Origin of the sequence: Gulosibacter macacae (assembly GCF_003865375.1) — a bacterium.
GTDB classification, from domain to species: Bacteria; Actinomycetota; Actinomycetes; order Actinomycetales; family Microbacteriaceae; genus Gulosibacter; species Gulosibacter macacae.
Window position 1 is genome coordinate 14,249 of the sequence record NZ_RQVS01000016.1, and the last position, 22,283, is coordinate 36,531.

The window sequence follows — 22,283 nt, forward strand, 5'->3', positions numbered from 1 at the left end:
TAGGGTGGTGCGAGGCAGTGTACATCTACGCTGCCCAAACTGAGATAGGGATTTCGCATGAAGCTCACTACCCCCCGACTGATTTCTGCTCTTGCAATTGCGCTGCTTAGCGCGAGTGCGCTGACCGCCTGCTCGGGCGGCAACGACGCTACCCCCGCCGACACCGCGCCGGCTCAAGCTGACACCGCGTCGACTGAGGCAGCCAACACCGGTGCCGAAGAGTCGGCCGAGACCGAAGAGTCGACCGGCGGTGCGAACACGTCGGTTGGCGGCGAGTGGAGCGCCACCCTCGACGGCATCAAGGTCGAAATCGAGAACGCCACCGTTGCTTGCACTGAGCTGGACGGCAAGGTCAACATCGCTATCGCAGCCCCCGACACCACCACGGACACTGCGATCGCTGCCATCATCAAGCTCGGCGACCCGTTGACCGTTGAGGGCGCGACAATTATCCAGACCGACGGCACCACCGTTGCATTCGCCCCGGAGTCAGGCATGGGTTCGGCCAACGCCACCGTCGACGGCAACACCTACACTGTCTCGGGTGAGGCGATGGCTGCCGACATGAGCAATCCGACCTCGGTTGAAACCAAGACGTTCGAAATCGTTGCCACCTGCAACTAGTTCGTAGCGTCGCGCTCAATATTGCGCGCAACTACGAGCGAAAACACTGAGTGGGAGTCCCTGGGGACTCCCACTCAGTGTTTTGGCTCACAGATGTGAGCAGAAACTAGCTTCTAGCTGAGCGCCGACACGTCGAGCGGAATCGACGGGCCGAAGGTGGTCGAAACGACAGCCTTCTGCACGTAGCGGCCCTTGGCCGATGCGGGCTTGAGGCGAACGACCTCGCTCACCGCGGCGCGGAGGTTCTCTTCGAGCTTCTCAGCCGGGAACGACGCCTTGCCGACGATGAAGTGCACGTTGGCGTGCTTGTCGACGCGGAACTCGATCTTGCCGCCCTTGATGTCGGTCACGGCCTTGGCCGCATCCGGGGTCACGGTGCCGGTCTTCGGGTTCGGCATGAGGCCGCGGGGACCGAGCACCTTACCGAGGCGACCGACCTTACCCATCATGTCGGGGGTGGCGACGGCCGAGTCGAAGTCGGTCCAGCCGCCAGCGACCTTGTTGATGAGTTCGTCGGTGCCGACCTCGTCGGCGCCAGCGGCGAGCGCAGCCTCAGCGGCCGGGCCCTGCGCGAACACGATGACGCGCGCGGTCTTACCGGTGCCGTTGGGCAGGTTAACGGTGCCGCGCACCATCTGGTCCGCCTTACGGGGGTCAACGCCGAGGCGCATTGCGACCTCAACGGTGCTGTCAAACTTGGTCGAAGCGGTCTCCTTCGCAAGCTCTGCAGCCTGCGCGAGGTCGTAGACCTTGCCCTCTTCGATCTTCTCTGCCGCGGCGCGGTACGCCTTGGACTTCTGTGCCATGTTTTGCTCCTAACAAGAGTGTGCGGTGTGCGAGCCAGGCGGGCTCTCCCGCGATGCAAGTGGTGCGCCGGCTGCAGAGTTCGCGGCCCTGCAGTCGAGCCGACGCGAGTGGTCGGCTAGTTGCCGGTGACCTCGATGCCCATGGAGCGGGCGGTACCGGCGATGATGAGCGCACCGGCCTCGATGTCGTTCGCGTTGAGGTCGTTCTTCTTGGTCTCAGCGATCTCGCGGCACTGGTCCATGGTCATCTTGCCGACCTTGTTGGTGTGCGGGACGCCCGAGCCCTTCTTGACGCCGGCAGCCTTCTTGATGAGCTCCGCGGCGGGCGGGGTCTTGAGGACGAACGTGAACGAGCGGTCCTCGTAGACGGTGATCTCGACCGGAATCACGTTGCCGCGCTGCGACTCCGTGGCGGCGTTGTACGCCTTGCAGAATTCCATGATGTTGACGCCGTGCTGACCGAGCGCCGGACCAACCGGCGGGGCGGGGTTAGCGGCGCCGGCCTGGATCTGCAGCTTGATCAGACCCGTGACCTTCTTCTTCGGTGCCATGTGTTTTCCCTTTCATGCGAGTGGATGCTGCGAGGCATCCCTCTCCCGCGCCGTCGGCATCTCCGACGTGCGGTGCTTTACTGCATCCCACGTTGCAGGATGCAAACCTGCTAATTCTAGCGAACTCAGCCGTTTGAGGCTAGAGCTTCGTGACCTGGTTGAACGCGAGTTCGACCGGGGTCTCGCGACCGAAAAGCGACACCAGCACGGTGAGCTTGCCGGCGGCGGTGTTGATCTCGGTGATCGTGCCGTTGAGGCCCTCGAACGAGCCTTCCTTGATCGTGATCGTCTCGCCGATTTCGAAGTCGACCTCGGTGACGGGCTGCGCGGTCGCGCCGCCCTTGACCTTGGCGCCGGGCTTCGTTGCGGTGTCGGTGACCTCGACGAGGCTCTTGAGCATGTCGAAGGCTTCGTTGAAGCGCAGCGGCGTCGGGTTGTGGGCGTTGCCCACAAAGCCGGTGACGCCCGGGGTGTGACGCACGACCGACCAGGTGTCCTCGGTGAGGTTCATGCGCACGAGCACGTAGCCCGGGATGCGCACGCGGGTCACCATCTTGCGCTGACCCTTCTTGATCTCGACAACGTCTTCCATCGGCACCTGGATCTCATAGATGTCGTCTTCCACATCCATGGTCTGGGCGCGCTGGCCGAGGTTCTCGCGCACCTTGCGCTCGAAGCCCGCGTAGGTGTGAATCACGTACCACTTGCCGGGGCGACGACGGAGGTCCTTCTTGAACTCCTCGTAGGGGTCGACCTCGTCTTCGGCCTCGTCCTGCGTGGCGGCGGCACTGGCGGCAGCCTCTTCGTCGGTGTCAATGTCGAGCACGTCGTTGACGATGGCGTCGACCTCGGGGTCGTCGAGTTCGCTCGTGAGCTCGGCCTCGTCGCTCTCGTCGTCATACTCGGCGTCGGCAACGTCGATCGCGTCGACGGCGGCCTGCGCGTCGAGTTCGACGCGGTCGCCTTCCTGCGCCTCGTGCACCTCGGAATCCTGCTCTTCGGCTGCGGCGTAGAGCTTGTTCGGGTCGGAGAGGTTCTGGTCAGCCACGGTAATTCTTCTCGTTTCGATGGTCTGGATGCGTCGGGGCCTGGCCTCGCGGACGCAGATGTTTCGGGATGCGCCGGGCTACGGCGTTGTCGGCACGGGCTCGATCGGTGCCGGACCTGCGGGGAAGAGCTCGGTGCCGTTGCCGAACACCCAGCTCGACACGAAGCCGAAGATGAAGTCGAGGCCGGTGACGATGAGCATCATCACGACGAGGAAGCCGAGCACGACGGCAACGTAGCGCCACAGTTCCTTGCGGGTGGGGGTGACGACCTTCTTCAGTTCGACGCCGACCTCGCGAAGGAACTTGGCGATGCCCGCGGGCTCGCTCTTAGCGTCCTTCTTGGCCGGAGTCTTGGCGACCGTCTTCTTCTCGGCGGTTTTCGCCTCTGCCGACTTCTTCTCGGGCGACTTCACGGCAGCCTTCTTGTCGCGGGCGGGCTTTGCCGCCGCGGCTTCGCTCGCGACTGTCTCGTCCGCATCCTCGGCGTCGGCGTCTGCCTCAGCTTCGAGATCCGCGTCGCTTGCGTCGACGTCGTCGCCGATCGGCTCGGTGAGGTCGTCGTCCCGCTCGTCGTTCGACGTGCCAGTCGCCACGCGTTGTCCCTTCGAAGATGGATGCGGTCACCCAAAGTTTTTGGGCACGCCACATGATGCCGTTCGGCAACCTGGACAGCTTACGCCAAGTGGATGCGCCGCGTCCATTGCGGGGGAATTGGCCGCTGGAAAGCAACCCGGCCGGGCTCCCTCGTGAGGATCCCGGCCAGGTAAGTGCAGGGCGGACAGGACTTGAACCTGCAACCTGCGGTTTTGGAGACCGCTGCTCTGCCAATTGAGCTACCGCCCTAAATTGCCTCTCGGCAACTTCAGCAGTTTAGAGCATCCGCAGGGTTGTTCGCCACCTGCCTCACGCTTCGAGGGCCTCAGCGCACCAACTTCACGCACTGGGGCCCTCGAAGTAGGCATCCGCACACCTTGCCTTTCACGCACTGTGCACCCACATAGATGAATCGCGTTCACCTTCCCCACTAGGCTGGCAGGCATGACCGATTCACGTCTTTCTCCGCGCATCGCCGCCATTGCGCCGTCCGCGACTCTCAAGGTCGATGGCAAGGCGAAGGCTCTCAAGGCCGAGGGCCGCCCCGTCATCTCCTACGCCGCTGGTGAGCCCGACTTCGCCACGCCTGAGCACGTCGTCGAGGCCGCACTTGCGGCCGTGCGCGACCCAAAGAACCACAAGTACACCGCCAACCCGGGCCTGCCCGAACTGCGCGATGCGATCGCTGCGAAGACCCGCCGCGACTCGGGCCTCGATGTGCCCGCGAGCCGCATCCTCGTCACCAACGGTGGCAAGCAGTCGGTCTTCCAGGCGATCCTCACCGTCGTCGGTGACGGCGACGAGGTGTTGCTGCCGACTCCCGCCTGGACCACCTACCCCGAGGTGATCAAGCTCGCCGGTGGCACCACCGTTGAGGTCTTCGCCGGCGCCGACCAGGACTACAAGGTCACGCCCGAGCAGCTCGAAGCCGCCTACACCCCGAAGACGAAGGCGATGATGTTCGTCTCGCCGTCGAACCCGACCGGCGCCGTCTACACCCCCGAAGAGACCAAGGCGATCGGCGAATGGGCCGACGCCAAGGGCATCTGGGTCATCGCCGACGAGATCTACCAGAACCTCACCTACGGCGGCGTCAAGGCAACCTCGATCGTCGAAGCCGTGCCCACGCTCGACAACAAGTGCATCCTCGTCAACGGTGTCGCGAAGTCGTTCGCGATGACCGGCTGGCGCGTGGGCTGGATGGTCGGCCCCGCCGACGTCATCGCCGGCGCCGCCAACCTGCAATCGCACCTCACGAGCAATGTGAACAACATCGCCCAGCGTGCCGCCCTCGCCGCTCTCACCGGCCCGATGGAACCGATCGAAGAGTTCCGCCTCGCCTTCGACCGTCGCCGCAAGCTCATGGTGGAAGAGCTCAGCAAGGTGCCCGGCTTCAAGCTGCCGACCCCCGAGGGCGCCTTCTACGTCTACGCCGATGTCTCCGCGCTTCTCGGCAAGGAATACGACGGCCGCGTCATCAACACCTCGCTCGAACTCGCCGACTACATCCTCGACAAGGCTGAGGTCGCCGTCGTTCCGGGTGAAGCGTTCGGCCCCTCGGGCTATGTGCGCCTGAGCTACGCGCTCGGCGACGACCAGCTCCTCGAAGGTGTGCTGCGCCTCCAGCAGCTGTTCGCTGAGGCCTAAGCCTTCGCATCCACGAATTTGCCCCGCGTCAGCATCTGACGCGGGGCATATTCGTTTCGGCACCGCTACGGCACCGTGAACGTGACCTTGTAGAGGAGCTCCATTACCTCTGGGTCGTTGTCGAGCCCCTTCGAGGTCCACAGCACAATGTGGATGCGCGTGCCCGAATGCGGCATGAGCCGCTCGATGAGCAGAATCTCGCCGCCTTCGCAGTGCGTACCGCGCTGACCGAGCAATTCGAGCTGCGTGCCATCGCTGCCGGTGAGCACGTAGATTCCGACACCGCCCGAAAGCTGTACCGAGCTACGGCACTCGTCATCGATGCGGTGTAGCTGCGATTGCGAGAGCGATTGGTCTGATTGCGGCGAGGTGAACAGGTCGGTCTGCCACACCTCGATCTGCGCCGAATAGTCCTTGCGGTTCGCACTGAACTGGTCGGGACGGTTCGAGATGTCGAAGGTGTACCAGTCCCCCACATCCGGCGGCACGATCGTGAGGCCCTGCGTGAACTGCGCGTTCTGCGTGATTGGCACATAGCTGCCCGGCGTCACCGGCTCGGGCGAGGTCGTCGGTGCGGGCGTGCGGGTATCGCCGGGGCTCGTGGGCCCGGATGCGCTCTCGCTCGGCCGGTCAAGCGCCTGCGGTTGCGAGGCGGGTCCCCAAATCACTGAGATGGCGACAATGAGCGCGAGTGCTGTGGCGCTCGCGATGATGGATGCGATGAGGAGCCCGAGCGGCATGCGCCGCCGCGTGAGTGGTGCGACTTCTGGAGCCGACGCCTTCTTATTGCGCGGAGGCGGCGGCGTGAATTCGTAGTCGCGCGGGCTCATCGCTACAACTCGAGCCCGATGAGGTTGGCTTCGGGACGCAAGACGACCCCGAATTCCTGCATTACCCGCATCACCACGAAGCGCGCGAGTTCGGCGATTTCGGTGGCCGATGCATCCTGGTGATTCGTGATCGCGAGCGTGTGCTTCGACGAAATCGCGGCCCCCGAGCCCGGCAACGAGAAACCCTTGTGCACCCCGGCGTGGTCGATGAGCCAGGCGGCCGAGAGCTTGACGAGCTCGTTGCCCGCTTCATCCTCGCCCGCGGCGAACCGTGGCGCGTCGGCCGGTAAATCGCGCGCGAACTCGTGGCGCACGATCGGATTCATGAAGAACGAGCCGGTCGAATAGGTGTCGGTGTCGTCGGGGTTGAGCACCATGCCCTTTGAGGCACGCAGCGCGAGCACCGCATCCCGTTGCGCCGTGACGTCGACGCGCTCGCCGAGTTCGACGCCAAGAGCCTTTGCGAGCTGCGCGTACTTGACCGGCGCGCCCTCGCCCTGCGGCACCGGGGTGAGGCGCAGCTCGACGCGGAGTACGAGACCGCGGTGTTCGCCTCGCTTGAGGCTTGAGGTGCGGTAGCCGAGGCCGAGTTCTTCGGCGCTGAGCCGGGACACCTCGCCGGTTTCGGCATCGAGCAGTTCGATGCGTTCGAGCACATCGGCGATTTCTTGCCCGTAGGCGCCGATGTTCTGCACCGGTGCTGCGCCGACCGATCCGGGGATGCCTGCGAGCGCCTCGATGCCCGACAGCCCCTCGTTCACCGTTTGGTTGACGAGCGCCGCCCACTGCTCGCCCGCTTCGGCACGAATGAGGATGCTGTCGCCGTCTTTTTCGCGCTCGATGCCGCGAGTGCGAATCGCGAGCACGGTGCCCGGGAAGCCCTCATCGGCAACGACGGTGTTCGAACCGCCAGCGATGATGAGGTGTGGCGCCTCACTGCTCGTGATCTCGAGGTAGGCGTCGATGAGTTCTTCGCGCGTTTCGGGCGCAATGAGGTTCGCCTCGGCCTGCGAGACGCGGGTGGTGGTGAGCTCGGCGAAGGTGGTCATGCGGTGAACCGGGCGCGCACCTGAGCCTTGCCGAGAACGGCCTTGCCGTCGTAGATCACCGCGAGGTCGATGCGGCCAATGCCGTCGTCACCGGCGGGTTCGCCGACGGTTGCCGTGACCGTGACTTCAGCAGCTTCGTTCGGGGCAACGACGACCGGCCGGGTGAAGCGCACCTGGTAGTCGACAACGCGGCCCGGATCACCGAGCGCATCGACAACCGGCTGGATTGCGGCGCCCATAGTGAGCATGCCGTGGGCGAGCACACCCGGCAGGCCAACTTCGGCGGCAATGTCGTCGCGGTAGTGGATCGGATTGAAGTCGCCGGATGCACCGGCGTAACGCACGAGCGTGTCGCGCGTGAAGTGCAGGGTGCGTTCGGCGACGAGGTCGCCCTTGGCTGCATTGCTGAGGTCGATCGCGCTCATGAGTCTGCTCCCTGCGGTGCGCCGACAACGAGGGTCGCGGTGCCGGTCACGACGGTGTTGCCCGCTGCATCCGTGAAGGTGGTCGCGGCGGTGATCATGCTGTTCGCGCCGAGTGCGCGCACGCCGGTGATCTCGAGCTCGGCGGTGAGCTCATCCCCGGCGACAATCTGGCGCTCGAAGCTGAAGCGCTCGTCACCGTGCACGATCTGCTTGAGCTCGAAGTCGACGAGCTCGTCTTGCAGCATGAGCTGCATGGCGCGGTCTTGGAGCACAGCGCCGTAGGTCGCGGGGGCGACGATGTCTAGGTAGCCAGCTGCTTGGGCGGCGGCGACATCAAAGTGGATGGGGTTGGTGGCGAGCACCGTGCGCGCGAAGTCGCGCACATGCTCGCGGCCAACGAGGTAGGGCTCGGGTAGCCGGAAGCGGCGCCCAGCAAGTTCTGGATTCACGGTCACAGTGGCCAGCTTAGTGAGTGGCGCTGAGCCGGGCGTCAGCGAGTGGGCTGATGCGGGGGTTGACGTCGCGCCGAGCAGTGATGCGCGGCGAAGCTTGAGCCTTCGTGACGAACCTGACCCTTGTTGCGAGCCTTCCGGCCAAACCTGACCCTTCTACGGGTCGGGTTTGGCGGGAAGGGTCAGGTATGCCACCACGCTTCTCGACTATGCACAGCTCACCGAGTCGAGGTCTATCCACAGACCCACCGATATCTTGGCTCCGCAATACCGGGATGCAGTGAACTGTGCGCATGCGAATGCTCTACGCGGCACACGAATCCCGAGATCAGGTCAGCGCCAAACGACTGCGCTCGCGTGCGCAACGCGGCGAAATCATGCAGGTGTATCGCGGCGTCTACCTCGATCCCGAAGGAACCAACCCTGACTCGCTCACTTCAGACCTCAAGCACGTGATCCGACTTGCCGCACTCTCCCACACGCTCTCGACCTCGGTCGTCAGTGGCGTAAGCGCGGCTCTGCTCCACGGACTCCCCGTTCCCTGGAAGCACTGTCGAGTGCCAGTGACGGTTACCCGCGCTTCAGGCGGCACAGGTTCTCGCTGGTTAAGGGTGCGCGATGGGGAGTTAAGCGAGGACGAAATCGTCACGGTTCACGGCATCCGCGCAACGTCGCTGCATCGCACGTTGCGGGACTTGCACGAGGTTCTCGGCCCGGATGATCTCCTCGCCGCGGCCGACATGGCGCTCCATCTGGGCGTCGACCTCTCGGAAATCCCCTCAGGCTCACGACATGCCCAAGGGATGCGGCGGCTTCGAGAGCACGCATCCCTCCTAAGCGAAAGTCCCACCGAGTCGCGAAGCCGTTCGATCTTGTTGCGCTTCGGTGTTCCCGCACCCACTCCACAACTTGAGGTGCTTGACGATCGAGGCAACCTGCTGGGACGCGGAGACCTCGGCTGGCCGGCGTTTGCAACGATCGGAGAGTATGACGGGCGCAGCAAGTACGGTGAACTGCTCGCCCCAGGGGTTACTGCCACTGACGCGATCTTTGCCGAGAAAGATCGCGAAACTGACATCCGAAATCAGGGTTGGCAGTTCGCGCGCTGGGGTTCAGAGTTGCTCAAAGATCCGATCCGGTTGGTCGACACGGTCAACAGGGCGCTCGAGATTGGCAAAAGCCTGCCACCCCTGCGCGGAAGCTATCGACAGGGCACACCACGTCGCCGGGTGGCACCCGATTTTTCACCGCTATTCGCGCAGGTGAGGTCGCTCGCCGCCTGAATCGATGCGTTGATACGGCGCATCCCTGAGCCCTTGTGACAAACCTGACCCTTGATACGAGCCTTCATGACAAACCCGACCCATGCATGGGTCGGGTTTGTCATGAAGGGTCCGGTTTGTCGCGAACTCGGCCGCGAGCGGGCTAACCCGCGCGGCGCGAGCGGCGCAGCGCGAGCTCGTCGATCGTCGAGTCGTTGAGCGCGGCGTGGTCGCGGCGGGTAGCCGTCTCGCGCAGGCCAAAGATCTTGCGCTGCGAGAGCTCGAGCGTGTCGAGGTCGATCCGCGTGATGGTGTCATCGGGGATGCGCGTCCACCCCGCAAGATCGATGCCCGTCGATGAGAACACGGTAGTGCCATCGTTCATCTGCAGCATGGCCAGCTTGTAATAGTTCTCGTTGTGGTCGATCGGCAACTCGGCCGGGTCAATGCCATACGACCTAAACGTCGCGTCGTGCACGCGCGCCGTCGAGTTCGCGTGCACCACGATCAGCTCGCGATCAGTGAGCACCACCGCGTTGAGGCTCGCCTCGGGAAAGGCACCGCGCAGAATCTGCAGCGTCCGCACCACACCATCGCCGACCGTGCCGTCAACCTCACGCACCGTCTGGCGCAGCAGCGCAAAGTAGAGCTCCGAGTCGGTCGTACCCTCGATCTCGTCGTACGCATCCGGGTGCAGCAAATCAGCGAAGCGCTCGACCGGAATAATGGACCCGTTGTGCGCAAACGCAATACCGTCAGCAACGAAGGGATGCGTGTTCACCTTCGTGCGCTTGTGCTGGTCAGTCGCAAGCCGCAGGTGCACGAGGCGCGCGAGCGAAGCACCCTCACGCAGCGCCGAAGTGAGCAGCGGATCGTGCTGACCCGGAGTCGAAATGCGCAGCGATTCCACCTCGGGGTTCGACTCACCGGGACCAGCGGCAAGCCACGCGGTGCCCCAGCCATCATTGTGGACCGTGGTCATCTGCTGGAAGGCCTCGGCGTTTTCTGCGCCGATCACCTCCGAGACAGTGGTCTCTCGAGGTGCGGCGTAGGCGAACAAACGGCACATAGCGGTGTTCCTCCTCGCTGCGTGGATGCACGCCCACTTCAGGCGCGCGACATTCCGTCCATCCTCCCACTGTGCCCGCATCCGCGCACGGGTGGGCGACTTCCGCAGTCATATTCCGCCGCCAGCGCACACCACAACACCGACAGGATGCACTGTCAACTACAAGTGCGACCATAGAGAGGCCATGACCACGTTGCAGAACTTCCTCATCCACCTCGGTGCTCAAGGCACCGCAGAAACCCCAGCGCCCGCATCCGGTGCCGCCGCGTCGGACCCGGCGCTCTGGTGGGTGGGCGGCATCATCGTTGCCGTCGCGTTCACGGCCATCGTGGTGCGCACCCTTCGACGGAATCGACTTCGCAAATGACCGAACTCATTGTTACCGGCATCCTGCTCGATATGGACGGCACGCTCGTCAACTCGAACGCGCTCGTCGAGGAGATTTGGACCGAGTTCGCCGACGCGCACGGCCTCGACGCCGCCCACATCCTCGACATTTCGCACGGCCGCCCGACCATCGAGACGCTCCGCGAGCTCCTCCCCGACACTGACGATGCCGAGCGCTGGCGCATCCGCAATGAACTCGAGGGTCAAGGACTCGTGCGCACCGACGGCGTCGTCGAGATTCCCGGCGCTGGCGATTTCATCCAGCGCGTCCGCGCCGCCGGCCTGCCGCACGCCCTCGTCACCTCCGCCCCGCACGATCTCGCCGAGATTCGCTTTGGGGCCGCGAACGTCGCGATTCCGGATGCACGCATCACGGTCGAGCGCGTGACCAACGGCAAGCCGCATCCCGAGCCGTTCTTGCTGGGTGCAGACCTCCTCGGCATGTCGCCAGCGACACTCGCCGGCTTCGAGGATTCTGCCGCAGGCCTGCAATCGGTGCGCGACTCGGGCGCGTACGCCGTGGTCGTCGGCGACTTCGACGGCCCTGAAGCCGAGGGCCTCCCCCGCATCACCGATTGGCGCGACGTCGAGATCGAACCGCGCAAGAGCGGCGAATTACTCCTGCGCATCCCGGCTTAATTCGCCGCGGCACCAGCGCAGGCCAGGCAGGTCGCGCGTAGGGTGACGGGATGCATTCGGAACCACGCGCTGAAGAATCACGTCGCGCTGAAGCCGTCGCTGATGCGCTTGCCGACCCGAAGTCGCGCGATCACCCGGGCTGGGTGGCGCGGGTGCTCGGGCCGGTCGCGAGGTGGCTCGGCCCCTGGGCGACGCTCACGGCCACGCTCGCGGTGGGCCTGCTTATCGTCGCCGCCGCGCTGAGTTCGTTCGATGAGGTTTGGGAGTGGTCGCGCGATGCGACGCGAACCCAACAGCTCGATATTCCGGTGCACGAGTGGGCGATCGCCTCCCGCGATGGCTGGCTTACCGGCATCCTGACTGTGATCACGGAGCTCGCAGGCAAGATCGGTATGCCGATCTTCGCCGCCGCGCTCGCGACGCTGCTCTGCGTCACTGCGCGCAGTTGGCGACCGCTGCTACTTGTCGCCATCGCGGCGGGAGGTTCGCTCCTGCTCACAACGACGCTCAAGACGGCCGCGGGTCGCGATCGGCCGCCGCAATCGGATGCGCTGCCACCCTTTGAATCGTCGCCCTCGTTTCCGAGTGGGCACACCCTCAATGCCGCGGTGATTCTGCTCATCGTTGCGTACTGCTGCTTCCTGCAGATCGACCAACTTGCCTGGCGCATCGTTGCCTATGCGGGATGCTTCGTGTTCGTCCTCGCCGTGGCGTGGAGTCGCATTTATCTCGGCCACCACTGGCTCACCGATGTCGTTGGCGCCATGGCCCTCGGAGCCGCCTGGGCGGGCGTGGTGATTCTCGGTCATCAAACGTTTTCGACGGTGCGCGAGTACCGGAAGAAGCGGGCTGCGCACTAGCTCCGGCCACTTCCTCGCCCGATGTCGGAGGGTCTGCGTATGGTGTCGGTATGCGAGCCCGGATGCTCCCCCGACTCCGCCCCGCCACCCTGGCGGTGATTGTGGTGCTTGCCTGTGGGCTGGCGTTGTTCGGGGTGTCTCCGGCCACGGCAAGCACCTCGGCGACGCTTCCTCCGGCGCCCCTCGACATCGCAACATTGCCGCAGCCGACGCTCGCCGCACCCAGTCAGTCGAGCTGGGCGCCCGACGCGAGCACCCGCATCCTGGTGCCCGCTGATGCCGATGCTGACGTCGTGTCCGAGGCACGGCGGCTCGCAGCGCAACTCGTCGAACTCGGCGTGATGCCGGTGGCGCCCGAAGTGCTCGGCTACTCGGATGCGACCGATGCGACCGCGCGCGATCTCAGGATCACCATCGCCCCGGGGGACCCGACCCTCGAGATCGGTGCCGGCGCAGTGCTACACGCACCCGATGCCCCCGGACACTTCCGCCTTACGCGCGTCATGCTGCAACAGCTCGTCGCTGCGGGCGCGTGGCCCGAAGGCACGTTCACCTATGCGACCGGGTCGCCTGTGCTGGCCGTGCACCTCGATGTGGCCCGCAAGTACTACCCGGTCGAGACCATCAAGCAGCTTCTGCGTGACATGAGTTGGGTCGGGCTGAACGAGCTCGAGTTCCACTTCTCAGAGTTCGAGGGATTCGCGATCGAATCAACGACGCATCCAGAGATCGAGTCGGCGACGGTCTACACGCAAGCTGAGGTGCGCGAACTCATTGAATTCGCGGCCGAGCTGTACATTCGCATCACCCCCTCGCTCGGCATGCCGGGGCACCTCGAGCATGTGCTCGACGTGCATCCCGAGTTCCGCTTGCTCGATAGCGGTGGGGGCGAGGTGTTCGGTGCGCTCGACATTACGAACACCGCGGCGGTCGAGTTCGTGCACGACCTCATCGGCGAGTACGCCGCGCTCTTTGAACCGGGGAAGTGGAACATCGGCGCCGACGAGTTCGTTGATTTTGGCGACTCGAGCGAAGTCGCGACGCTCGACGCCTGGGCCGCCTCGCAATTCGGCAGCGGCGCGACGGCCTACGACGCGCAGACCCAGTTCGTGAACGACATCGCGGCACTCCTTGGCAACTACGGCTATTCCGCCCGCGTGTGGAGCGATGGGATGCTCCGAGCTGCGTTCGTGACGCTCGACCCCGACATCGAGGTGGCGTATTGGACGCAACGTCCCGCAGGCTCGGTGCCCGCAGCGACCTTCCTCGACCAGGGATACTCCCTGCTCAACGTCAACGACGAGTACCTCTACTTCGTGCTCGGCGAGCGCGTGGGCTATGCCTACCCCACCGGCGAACGCATCCTCGACAGCTGGCATGCGGGAGTGTTCCCCGCGAACTCGACGATGCCCTACGAGTTCGCTGGCGATCACGCTCAAGTGCGCGGTGGCATGTTCGCGATCTGGAGCGATATTCCCGAGGCGCTCAGTGCCGATGAGGTCGTGGCCGCCGTGCGCACACCTATTGCTGCGTTCGCTGAGAAGCTCGCAAACCCAGATTCGCCATTGATCTGGGATGCCTTCGCGCAGCGGCTCGAGAGCATCGGCCCGGCACCCGTGCTCGCCGCACCAGCACCCACACCGCTCCCTGTAACACCCACGCCCACGCCCACACCCGCCCCACTGCCCCCGGGCTCGGCTGCGCCGCCAAGCGTGGTCGATTCGACCACCCCACCAGCACTCGTCGCAGGCATCATCATTGGCGCGCTCGCGCTCATCGGACTCGTCGCGGCCATCGGCCTGCGCCGCTCTAGGAGGACCACACCATGACTCGCATCGCCCTCATTGGCCACGGCACCATTGGCCGCTCGCTTGTCGAGCACCTCGCGCCCGAGATCGAAGCGGGCAAGGTTGACATCGTCGGTGCCCTTGCGCGTCGCCCAGAAGAACACGAGGCGAGTTACCCCGTGCTCGGCACCGATCACGCCGCCGAACTCTTTGCCGAGGCCGACCTCGTCGTCGAATGTGCCGGAGTGCGGGCAACTCGCGAGCTCCTGCCCGAACTCGGCAAAGTGCGCGCGCTCCTCCTCGCGAGCATCGGCATCCTCGCCGAAGCCGAGGGGCGCGAGACGCTACTGCGCATCCCCGACCTCGTCATCACGAACGGCGCGATCGGCGGCTTCGATGTGCTCGCCGCAGCCGCCGAATCTGGTGGGCTCGATGAGGTGCAAATTCGCACCCGCAAACTCGCCAAAGCCATTGTGCAACCGTGGATGAGCGACGACGAGAAGGCCCGCATCATCGCGCTTGCGCCCGGCGACGAACCGATCACCGTGTTCTCGGGCGGCCCGGCGCGCGCCATCGAGCTCTTCCCGGCCAACGTGAATATCGCCGTCGCGCTGTCGTGGGCGACGCGCGGCGAATCACCGACTGCACCACCAGAAGCGCAGGCCGAGGCACTCGTGCGGTCGCTGGGGCGCGTGCGCGTCGAACTCCTCGCCGACCCGGACGCAACCCAGTCACGCCACGACATCACAGCAAGCGGCACGGCGGGCAACTTCGAATTCGTCATTCAAAGCAACCCGAGCCCGGTGAACCCGCGCACGAGCGGGCTCACGTCAATGTCGGTCGCGCACGATGTGCGCTCGTGGCTGGCCCGTCGTTAGCGCTCGGCGTTAGTGATCCTCGCGAGCCACCACGAGCATGTGCTCGACCGCCGGGTCCGCCGCACCACGCACATAGCCACCGGGGGCCGTGGCCGCCGCCTGCAGAAACTCGACGACGCGCTGAGTGATCTCTTCACCGGGCAGCACGTTCGGAATCCCGGGCGGGTAGGCAGCAAGCGACGCCGCCGACACGCGGCCAATCGCCTCAGCAACTGGCACGAGCTCAGTCTCAGCAAAGAATGCATCGCGGGGCAGCATCCGCATCTCGCCGGCCTTCGGCAGCGGCGGCAACTCGACGGCAGCAGTGCGGTCCTGCTCAGGTAGCGTCAGCGCATCCAAGGCGCGCAGCAGCGGCCGCAGGTCGGGGCTCTTCCCGAAGCCAACGACGAGCACGATCGTCGACGCGGTCGCCATCTCGACGAGAATGTCGAACTCGCGCGCGAGGCGGTTGCGCACCGTGTGGCCGTCGAGGCCGGTCGAGCGAATGTCCATTGGGATGCGGAAGGGATCGGTCGCGACGATGTCCTCAAACTCGCCAAAGCCATCGGAAACGACCGGGAACCGGCCATCGAGGCGGGTCATCTCGCGGGCGCGCTCGGCGTTACGAATCGACTCCTCGTAGAAGCCTGCACCCGAAGAGAGGTCGCGGCGCGCTAGGTCAAGCGAGGCGAGCAGGAGGCTCGATTCGCTTGTCGATGCGGTCGTGCCAAATGCGCGGTCGATGAGCGGCTCGAGCACATCGGCGTACGGGCCGTCACCGAGGTGCAGCATGGCCGATTGCGTGAGCGAGCTCGTGAGCTTGTGCGTCGACATGATCGCAATGTCGGCACCCTGACGTAGCGGTGACTCGGGCAGCTCCGGGTGGAAGCCAAAGTGAGCGCCCCAGGCCGCGTCAACGATGAGCGCGGCGCCGTGGGCGTGCACGACCTCAGCGATTGCGGGCACATCGGCGACGGCACCAAAGTAGCTCGGCGTGACGATGTAAACGGCGACAGGCTTGCCCGGGTGCTCGGCAAAGGCGCGCTCGACCGACTCGGGGGTGACACCGTGGGCGATCCCGAGGTCGGTGTCGACCGTCGGGCGCACGAAGCCGGGGCGCAGGCCCGCGAGGATGATGCCGTCAACGAAGCTCGAGTGAGCGCTGCGCTGCATGAGCACATCACGACCGAGGCCACGAACTGCGAGCGCGGCGGTGCGGTTGCCCTGCGTCGAGCCGTTCGTGAGGAACCAGGTGCGACGCGCGCCCCAGGCCTCAGCGGCAAGTCGCATGGCTTCGGCGCGGGGAGATTCTTCGCCCACATCAATACCGTCAACAAGCGGCGGCACGTCGAGCTGCAGCGCGCGGCTGCCAAAGAACTCTGCGAGGCTCGCTCCGGCACCACCAGCGTTTGCGCCGTGACCCGGCACATAGAACGCGAGCGGGTTGCGCGACGCATGCTCGTTGACCGCTTGGGCGTACGGAGCGCCGGCAGTTACGGAAGCAGAGTCGAAGTGCAGCCCGTTGGTTGGCGCGTCAAAGGCGAGAGTCATGGAGCAAAGGTATTGCTTCTGCTTGCAAGCAGGAATGGCAACTTCTCGAGATGCCTTCATAGTCACTATGAAGGCACAATAGACGCATGAATCCCGACCTCGCTGCCCTCGACCTCCGCGGACTACGCGCCTTCGTTGCCGTCGCCGAGCACGGTTCGGTTTCGACCGCCGCCACCGCACTCGGCTGGAGTCATCCCACCGTCGACCACCATCTGCGTGGCCTTGAGCGGCTCATCAGCGCGCCATTGCTCGAACGCAGCCCGCGCGGCACGCAGCCGACCGAGCTCGGCGAACTGTTGCTGCCACGCATCCGCCAGGTGCTTGCGCTCGCCCAAGAGACCGTGAGCGCCGCACACGAGTGGGTGCGGCATCGCCGCCAACGCGTGCGCATCGGCGCGTACCCAACCGCCGGCACCGTGCTCATCCCGCCGCTGCTCGAACGCTTCGCCGGCAGCGATATCGACCTTGCGGTCACGCTCGACGAAACCGGCGCGCTCGTCGAACAGCTCGATGGCGGGATGCTCGATCTCGCCGTGATCTTCACCGCCGGTCCCGACGATGACACGCTGCCGCGCACGCGCGAGCGCTTCCTACTCAACTCCGAGCCGATGCGTCTGCTCGTGCCACACACCCACCCGGTGCACGAAGCCACCGCACTGCGTGCCTGCGCCGATGATCGCTGGGCGTTCGGCGCTGGTGACCGCGACCCGGTCGACGCCTCGGTGCTGCGCCGCTGTCATGACGAGGGCTTCGAACCGGTAATTGGGATGCGGTCTGACGACTACCCGGCGACGATCGACATGATTGCCGCGGGGCTGTTCGTCGCGGTAGTGCCCGAGTCGGTGGCGCAGCGAGCGGACGCGGGGCGCGACGGTCGGGTGCGTGCCGTGCCCATCGCGGGGGCGCCGCTGCGTCGCGACACTGTGCTTGCGGTCGAACGGGCGGATGCGGTGGTCAACGAAGTCGCGGCGGCCCTTCGCGAGATCGCGGCGGCCTAGCACGCCGGCACACCAGCCGGAAACGCACCGGTGCCCTCGAAGCGGCTACTTCGAGGGCACCGGTGGTTTGGCTGAGATCAGGCGAAGACGTCGAGCTTCTTGTAGTGCTTGGCGAGGAGGTAGTAGACCACGAGGCGGTCCTTGCGGCGATCGCCCTTGAGCTGCTCGCCCACCTTGGCGATGGCTGCGTCGATCTCCTCGTTCGAGTCGGTGACGCCGAGCTTCTTCTTCACGAAGTTGTTTCGCACGCGCTCAACTTCAGCCGCATCGGTGAACGAGACAAGTGCGGAGTCGGGCTTGCTGAGCACGAGGCGGTAGGTCTTGAGCATGCTCGCGATAACCGCGTCATCTGCTTTCGCGTCGTACTTCTTGATGTTTGCAGCGTGGTCAACCATGACGCGTCTCCTTAGCGCATCGGGCACCTCGTGTGCCACTTACCGCCAGATTAGAACCGTGAGGTGACCTCCAACGAGCCCCGGGACAAGGTCTCAGCGAACCCACAACAACATGCGTGCATCCCTAGCCGTAGAGCCGCTCGCTGGCGATGCGTGCGCCCTCGGTGAGGGCCTCGAGCTTCGCCCATGCAATGTCGGGGTGGATGCGCCCGCCAAGACCACAGTCGGTCGACGCAATGACCCGATCGGGGCCGACAACCGAGGCAAACTTCTCAATGCGCTCGGCCACGAGTTCGGGATGCTCGACCACATTGGTCGCGTGCGAGACGAGTCCTGGCACGATGAACTTGCCTTCGGGAAGCTCATGTTCGCGCCAGATCGACCACTCGTGCTCGTGTCGCGCGTTGGCCGCCTCAAACGAGTACGACCCGGCGGTGATGGTGAGCATCTGCTCGATCAAGTGGCGGAACTCGATGTCGGTCGTGTGCGGACCGTGCCATGATCCCCAGCAGAGGTGGAAGCGCACCTGGTCTTCGGGCAGGCCCTCGAGCGCGTGGTTGAGCGCGTCAATGCGCACCTGGATGAACGCCTGGTAGTCCTCGACGCTCGGCTCGGGCACCACCTGGTCCCACGACTCAGCGATTGAGGGGTCATCAATCTGCACGATGAAGCCGGCGTCGACGATCGCGCGGTATTCCTCCTTGAGCGCTTCGGCCGCAGCCCAGACAACCTCTTCGTCGCTCGCGTAGAACTCGTTCGGCACGCGTGCGGCCGAACCAGGCGAGAGCGCCGCGACAAATCCCTGGCCGCCGCCGGTGGCGTCGATTGCTGCCCGCAGGCCCTGCACGTCTGCATCCACGGCCTGCTGACCGATGTAGCTGAGCGGGCCGGTAATCGACGGCTGGATGCTCGGGGCACGCTTTGCGAGCACGCCCTGGTCGGGGTCTTGGTAGGCGTCGAGGAACTTCGCGCGGTCGCGGCGGTGCGCGAAGCTCGCGAGCCGCACCCTGCCGGGCTCGGAGGTGATGACCTCTTCGTCGGCGGCGTTCTTCCATCGATCGGCGCTACCGGGGGTGAGGCCGCCGAGGCGCGTGAAGGAGTAGTTCCACCAACCGCCGTAGTCGACGCGCTGGGTCATGAGGTGGCCATATTCGCCGTCGTTGACGATGTCGATGCCGATCTCGCGCTGTCGACGCACGACGTCGACGACCTCTTCGTGCAGGATGCCCGTGAACGTGTCGAAGTCGATCTCACCGGCGTGGTTGGCGCGGTTGGCTTCGAGGAGCCGGTCAGTGCGGGGCAGAGAGCCGACGTGCGTGGTGCGGATGCGCGAATTGGTCATGGCCAGAGCGTACCGAGTGGATGCATCCGCATACTTCGCCGCCGTCATGTTCTGCAATACGCGAGTGCGCACCGAGGTTTCGATGAGCAACGCAGAACGCTCCGACCCGCAGGGGCCGGAGCGTATCCGAGTCTGGTAGCAGAGGCGGGGCTTGAACCCGCGACCTCACGATTATGAGTCGTGCGCTCTCACCAACTGAGCTACTCTGCCGGATTTCAACTGCTGGTGAAGCAGCTGATGGAGCCCCGAGTCAGGATTGAACTGACGACCCCTTCCTTACCATGGAAGTGCTCTGCCACTGAGCTATCGGGGCGTGATTCGCACGATGTCTCGCGCTAGGCACCAGAGAATGCTACCACTAAGGAGCACTCCTTGCGCAACTCGGCTACTGGCCGAACGTGCTTTCGATGAGCGCGTGGCTGTCAGCCACACCCATCTTCATGGCGTCATTGGTGAGCGGAACGTTGACCAACGACGTCGGCAGTGCCGTGTCAACGCCGGCCACGTTGAACTTCTGGAGGAAGTACAGCGGGTCCACAGCCTTGCCTTCGAGCTGAATCTCTAAGTGCAGGTGCGGGCCGGTCGACAGGCCAGTGTTGCCCACCTTGCCGAGCTCGTCCCCGACCGACACGGTCTGTCCGGCCGCGACGGTCACCGAACCCGACTGCAGGTGTGCGTACACCGAGGTCACGGTGACACCGTTGATCACGTGCTGCACCTGGACAACTACGCCGTAGCTTGAGTTGCCAACGGTGTCGACGCTCAGCACGACGCCATCCGCGATGGAGCCAACGGGCGTACCTTCACCAGGGGTGAAGTCGACGCCGCCGTGCATGCCCGAAGCTCCCCAGGTCGGCGAGACGCGCGGACCAAAGGTGTCGGTGATCTGCACACCCATGGGGAACGGCCACTGCACGTTCGCGGTGATGTTGTTCGTGAACGCAGTTGCGTCGGGAAGCTTCACGCCGGTCGCGAGGTTCGCAGCGGCAGCGGTGCCGATCGCAGTGACCGCGGTGGCCTCGCCATCGCGGTTCGCGACGGTAGCCGAAGTGTCGTTCACAGCAACGCTGAGGTGCTGCACCGTCGTCGCCTCGGGAAGCTGCTCAGCCTCGGCCTCAGCCTGCTGCGAGCCCATCACGCCGATGGCGGTGGCCGAGCCAGCGCCAAGCACGACGGTGCCTGCGAGGAAACTCATCGCGAGCATCGAGCCACCGAAACGGCTAGCCGAGGCGTTGCGACGGTTCGAAAGCATGATGCGACGACCACGCGTGGCGCTCGTTTCGCGGCCCTGGCGAGCGAATGCGGCGGCAACTTCAAGCTCAGGCTCGTCGATCGGAGCGGTCGGCACGTCGCCGAACGCGGCGACGCGTGCGGCGCGCACCTCATCAAGCGAGATGACCGGAGCAAGCGATGCAGTCGGGGCCGCGGGCGCAACGGACTCAACCGGGGCAGTCACCACGGGAGCCGGAGCGACCGGGGCGACCGGAGCCTCGACCGGCGCCGCAGTTTCGGCGAACAGCTGCGGCATCTTCGCGGCAACCTGGGCGGTTGCAGCGGCGGATGCGGCTTCGAGCTTCTCGAGGGCGACAGTCGCAGCAGCGCGCTCGGCTTCGCGACGCTCACGGCGCGAGAGGAATACGGGGGCTTCGTCGGTAACGACAGCGGCAGCGGCGGCTTCTGCGGCAGCAACCTTGGCAGCCTTCGCGGCGGCAAGCTTGTCGGCTTCTGCCTTTGCAGCAGCTTCTGCTGCGAGCTTGGCAGCGAGTGCCTCGCGCTCAGCCTGACGCTCAAGCTCACGGAGCTCGCGACGCGTCAGCGGCTGCTGCACATTGGACTCAATCGCCATTCGTAAAAGACCCTTCGTAACTTCCGACTTGTCGAGTGTAACGAGAAGGTCACGGTTTTGACAAGGATTGGTTACGAAGTTCGCGTTTCCCCTGATGGGAGCAGCGCGTCCGGCGTGTTCTCCGCGAGCAATTTCTGCAGATCGCCAGTGATCCGCGGATGCCCAGCGACGAGTCTACCCCGCCCCTCAGGTGTTTCCAATTCGTGACCAAAGACCTGCGCACCGGCTTCGCGAGCGATCAACGCGCCCGCGGCCCAGTCCCACGGCTTCAGACCAATTTCGAAGTACGCATCCACGCGACCGCAAGCAACTGCGCAGAGATCAAGGGATGCAGCTCCCATCCGTCGCAGGTCACGAACAGTTCCCGAAATGCCCGCCCAGATCGACGCCTGCAGTGCGCGCGTGTCCTCTTCATAGGCATACCCAGTCGCGACGAGCGTCTGCGTAATATCCGCCGACCCCGCACCAACAGTGATTGGAGCGTCGTTGCGCCAGGCACCGGCTCCGCGACGAGCCGAGTAGGTTTCGCGCAGGTCGGGCGCGGCAACAACACCAGCGATGGTCTCGAAGGCGGCCGGCTCGGCAGCCGGGTCACCCTCGACCACCGCAATCGACACGGCATAGTTCGGTACGCCATAGAGGTAGTTGACTGTGCCATCGATCGGGTCAACAACCCAAGTGAGCCCCGAGGCGCTCGCTGAGGGATCGCTCTCTTCACCGAAGAATCCATCTTCCGGGCGCAACTCAGCCAAGCGCGCGCGGAGGAATGCCTCGCATTCCCGATCGGCCGCGGTCACCACATCCACGATCGACGACTTCGTTGCCGCGACCTCGACGCCTTCGCGGCGCCGGCGTGAGACCAGCTCCCCCGCCTGCGCGGCGAGAGTCCTGGCGAGTTCGAGGAGTTCGGCGTCATGGGGCCGCTGTTGCGAGTCAGTCACAGCCCGGACGATATCAGCGGCACAAAACAACGACCGGATGCATCCACAGCCCTTGACCTGGTGTACTCTTGATCGGTGCGCCACGCGCTGGTGCACGGCTGCGGCGAGTTACCCAAGCGGCCAAAGGGAGCTGACTGTAAATCAGCCTGCATTGCATTCGGGGGTTCGAATCCCTCACTCGCCACCAGACAAGACCCCGGTCAGATGAATCATCTGCCGGGGTTTTTCGCATCCCCACCACCTCACAGACTGCACCGTCTCTCAGCGAGCCACACTTTCGGGTTTCCGGGTTACCGGCCATAAATAGTGGATGGATTCGGGC

At 65.0% G+C, this 22,283-nt stretch carries 23 protein-coding genes and 4 tRNA genes; 10 read left to right on the forward strand and 17 right to left on the reverse strand.

What is annotated here, in order from left to right:
- The first annotated feature begins 57 nt into the window (after window positions 1-57).
- Entirely contained in the window at window positions 58-624 is a 567-nt protein-coding gene (locus EG850_RS11440; RefSeq protein WP_124973593.1) for a lipoprotein LpqH, read from the forward strand.
- Between the two features lie 113 nt (window positions 625-737).
- Here the strand turns inward: EG850_RS11440 and rplA are convergent, their stop codons facing one another.
- The 5 genes from rplA to EG850_RS11465 form a co-directional block, all read right to left on the reverse strand.
- Window positions 738-1,430, reverse strand: coding sequence for a 50S ribosomal protein L1 (gene rplA / locus EG850_RS11445; RefSeq protein ID WP_124973595.1), 693 nt, complete (start codon window positions 1,428-1,430; stop codon window positions 738-740).
- Between the two features lie 116 nt (window positions 1,431-1,546).
- The gene (gene rplK / locus EG850_RS11450) at window positions 1,547-1,981 is read right to left on the reverse strand and encodes a 50S ribosomal protein L11 (RefSeq protein WP_124973597.1); all 435 of its coding nucleotides are present in this window, start codon (window positions 1,979-1,981) and stop codon (window positions 1,547-1,549) included.
- Between the two features lie 139 nt (window positions 1,982-2,120).
- A complete protein-coding gene (gene nusG, locus EG850_RS11455; protein WP_124973599.1) occupies window positions 2,121-3,029 on the reverse strand; it encodes a transcription termination/antitermination protein NusG in 909 nt (302 codons plus the stop codon).
- Between the two features lie 78 nt (window positions 3,030-3,107).
- Window positions 3,108-3,623 carry a preprotein translocase subunit SecE gene (gene secE / locus EG850_RS13710; protein WP_328588390.1) on the reverse strand — a complete coding sequence of 172 codons (516 nt, stop codon included), beginning with the start codon at window positions 3,621-3,623 and terminating at the stop codon, window positions 3,108-3,110.
- A gap of 177 nt (window positions 3,624-3,800) precedes the next feature.
- Window positions 3,801-3,873 (reverse strand) — tRNA-Trp (locus EG850_RS11465).
- Window positions 3,874-4,068: 195 nt separating this feature from the next.
- Here EG850_RS11465 and EG850_RS11470 point away from each other — a divergent pair.
- A complete protein-coding gene (locus tag EG850_RS11470; protein WP_124973601.1) occupies window positions 4,069-5,271 on the forward strand; it encodes a pyridoxal phosphate-dependent aminotransferase in 1,203 nt (400 codons plus the stop codon).
- A 65-nt stretch (window positions 5,272-5,336) separates the two neighbouring features.
- Here EG850_RS11470 and EG850_RS11475 read toward each other — a convergent pair whose 3' ends face one another.
- Genes EG850_RS11475 through EG850_RS11490 form a run of 4 tightly spaced genes read right to left on the reverse strand, consistent with a single transcriptional unit; the run spans window position 5,337 to window position 8,030 of the window.
- Window positions 5,337-6,101, reverse strand: coding sequence for a hypothetical protein (locus EG850_RS11475; protein ID WP_124973603.1), 765 nt, complete (start codon window positions 6,099-6,101; stop codon window positions 5,337-5,339).
- A gap of 2 nt (window positions 6,102-6,103) precedes the next feature.
- Window positions 6,104-7,150: a UDP-N-acetylmuramate dehydrogenase gene (locus EG850_RS11480; RefSeq protein WP_124973605.1), complete on the reverse strand. Its 1,047-nt coding sequence runs from the start codon at window positions 7,148-7,150 to the stop codon at window positions 6,104-6,106.
- Window positions 7,147-7,575: a MaoC/PaaZ C-terminal domain-containing protein gene (locus tag EG850_RS11485; RefSeq protein ID WP_124973607.1), complete on the reverse strand. Its 429-nt coding sequence runs from the start codon at window positions 7,573-7,575 to the stop codon at window positions 7,147-7,149. Before EG850_RS11485 ends, EG850_RS11480 begins: the two co-directional genes overlap by 4 nt.
- Window positions 7,572-8,030: an FAS1-like dehydratase domain-containing protein gene (locus EG850_RS11490; protein ID WP_124973609.1), complete on the reverse strand. Its 459-nt coding sequence runs from the start codon at window positions 8,028-8,030 to the stop codon at window positions 7,572-7,574. The genes EG850_RS11485 and EG850_RS11490 overlap by 4 nt, the downstream gene beginning before the upstream one ends.
- A 560-nt stretch (window positions 8,031-8,590) precedes the next feature.
- Here EG850_RS11490 and EG850_RS11495 point away from each other — a divergent pair.
- The gene (locus EG850_RS11495; protein WP_124973611.1) at window positions 8,591-9,310 is read left to right on the forward strand and encodes a hypothetical protein; all 720 of its coding nucleotides are present in this window, start codon (window positions 8,591-8,593) and stop codon (window positions 9,308-9,310) included.
- Between the two features lie 142 nt (window positions 9,311-9,452).
- Here EG850_RS11495 and EG850_RS11500 read toward each other — a convergent pair whose 3' ends face one another.
- Window positions 9,453-10,358, reverse strand: a complete 906-nt coding sequence (locus EG850_RS11500) for a class II glutamine amidotransferase (protein ID WP_185715048.1) — start codon at window positions 10,356-10,358, stop codon at window positions 9,453-9,455.
- Between the two features lie 184 nt (window positions 10,359-10,542).
- Between EG850_RS11500 and EG850_RS11505 the strand changes: the two genes are divergently transcribed.
- The 5 genes from EG850_RS11505 to EG850_RS11525 all read left to right on the forward strand — a co-directional run bounded on the left by EG850_RS11505 (window position 10,543) and on the right by EG850_RS11525 (window position 14,909).
- Window positions 10,543-10,725 (forward strand): hypothetical protein, encoded by a 183-nt coding sequence (locus EG850_RS11505; protein ID WP_124973615.1) that lies wholly within the window; start codon window positions 10,543-10,545, stop codon window positions 10,723-10,725.
- The gene (locus tag EG850_RS11510; protein ID WP_124973617.1) at window positions 10,722-11,384 is read left to right on the forward strand and encodes an HAD-IA family hydrolase; all 663 of its coding nucleotides are present in this window, start codon (window positions 10,722-10,724) and stop codon (window positions 11,382-11,384) included. The genes EG850_RS11505 and EG850_RS11510 overlap by 4 nt, the downstream gene beginning before the upstream one ends.
- 50 nt (window positions 11,385-11,434) lie before the next feature.
- Window positions 11,435-12,244, forward strand: a complete 810-nt coding sequence (locus EG850_RS11515) for a phosphatase PAP2 family protein (RefSeq protein WP_124973619.1) — start codon at window positions 11,435-11,437, stop codon at window positions 12,242-12,244.
- A 62-nt stretch (window positions 12,245-12,306) separates the two neighbouring features.
- Complete coding sequence (locus EG850_RS11520; protein ID WP_185715049.1) at window positions 12,307-14,073, forward strand: family 20 glycosylhydrolase; 1,767 nt, start codon at window positions 12,307-12,309, stop codon at window positions 14,071-14,073.
- Window positions 14,070-14,909 carry an aspartate dehydrogenase domain-containing protein gene (locus tag EG850_RS11525; RefSeq protein WP_124973623.1) on the forward strand — a complete coding sequence of 280 codons (840 nt, stop codon included), beginning with the start codon at window positions 14,070-14,072 and terminating at the stop codon, window positions 14,907-14,909. Before EG850_RS11520 ends, EG850_RS11525 begins: the two co-directional genes overlap by 4 nt.
- Before the next feature lie 9 nt (window positions 14,910-14,918).
- Here the strand turns inward: EG850_RS11525 and EG850_RS11530 are convergent, their stop codons facing one another.
- Window positions 14,919-16,439, reverse strand: coding sequence for an aminotransferase class I/II-fold pyridoxal phosphate-dependent enzyme (locus tag EG850_RS11530; protein ID WP_124973625.1), 1,521 nt, complete (start codon window positions 16,437-16,439; stop codon window positions 14,919-14,921).
- An 86-nt stretch (window positions 16,440-16,525) separates the two neighbouring features.
- On the opposite strand from EG850_RS11530, the gene EG850_RS11535 reads away from it, so the two are divergent.
- Entirely contained in the window at window positions 16,526-17,437 is a 912-nt protein-coding gene (locus EG850_RS11535) for a LysR family transcriptional regulator (protein WP_124973627.1), read from the forward strand.
- A gap of 77 nt (window positions 17,438-17,514) precedes the next feature.
- Here the strand turns inward: EG850_RS11535 and EG850_RS11540 are convergent, their stop codons facing one another.
- The 6 genes from EG850_RS11540 to EG850_RS11565 form a co-directional block, all read right to left on the reverse strand.
- Window positions 17,515-17,832, reverse strand: a complete 318-nt coding sequence (locus EG850_RS11540) for a DUF2853 family protein (RefSeq protein ID WP_124973629.1) — start codon at window positions 17,830-17,832, stop codon at window positions 17,515-17,517.
- 124 nt (window positions 17,833-17,956) lie between these two features.
- Window positions 17,957-19,180, reverse strand: coding sequence for a cobalamin-independent methionine synthase II family protein (locus tag EG850_RS11545; protein ID WP_407920592.1), 1,224 nt, complete (start codon window positions 19,178-19,180; stop codon window positions 17,957-17,959).
- Window positions 19,181-19,307: 127 nt separating this feature from the next.
- Window positions 19,308-19,384, reverse strand: a tRNA-Met gene (locus EG850_RS11550).
- Between the two features lie 28 nt (window positions 19,385-19,412).
- Window positions 19,413-19,487: transfer RNA gene (locus tag EG850_RS11555), tRNA-Thr, on the reverse strand.
- Between the two features lie 72 nt (window positions 19,488-19,559).
- Complete coding sequence (locus EG850_RS11560; RefSeq protein ID WP_124973632.1) at window positions 19,560-21,020, reverse strand: M23 family metallopeptidase; 1,461 nt, start codon at window positions 21,018-21,020, stop codon at window positions 19,560-19,562.
- A gap of 71 nt (window positions 21,021-21,091) precedes the next feature.
- The gene (locus tag EG850_RS11565; RefSeq protein WP_124973634.1) at window positions 21,092-21,961 is read right to left on the reverse strand and encodes an inositol monophosphatase family protein; all 870 of its coding nucleotides are present in this window, start codon (window positions 21,959-21,961) and stop codon (window positions 21,092-21,094) included.
- Window positions 21,962-22,063: 102 nt separating this feature from the next.
- On the opposite strand from EG850_RS11565, the gene EG850_RS11570 reads away from it, so the two are divergent.
- Window positions 22,064-22,148, forward strand: a tRNA-Tyr gene (locus EG850_RS11570).
- Window positions 22,149-22,283 lie beyond the last annotated feature (135 nt).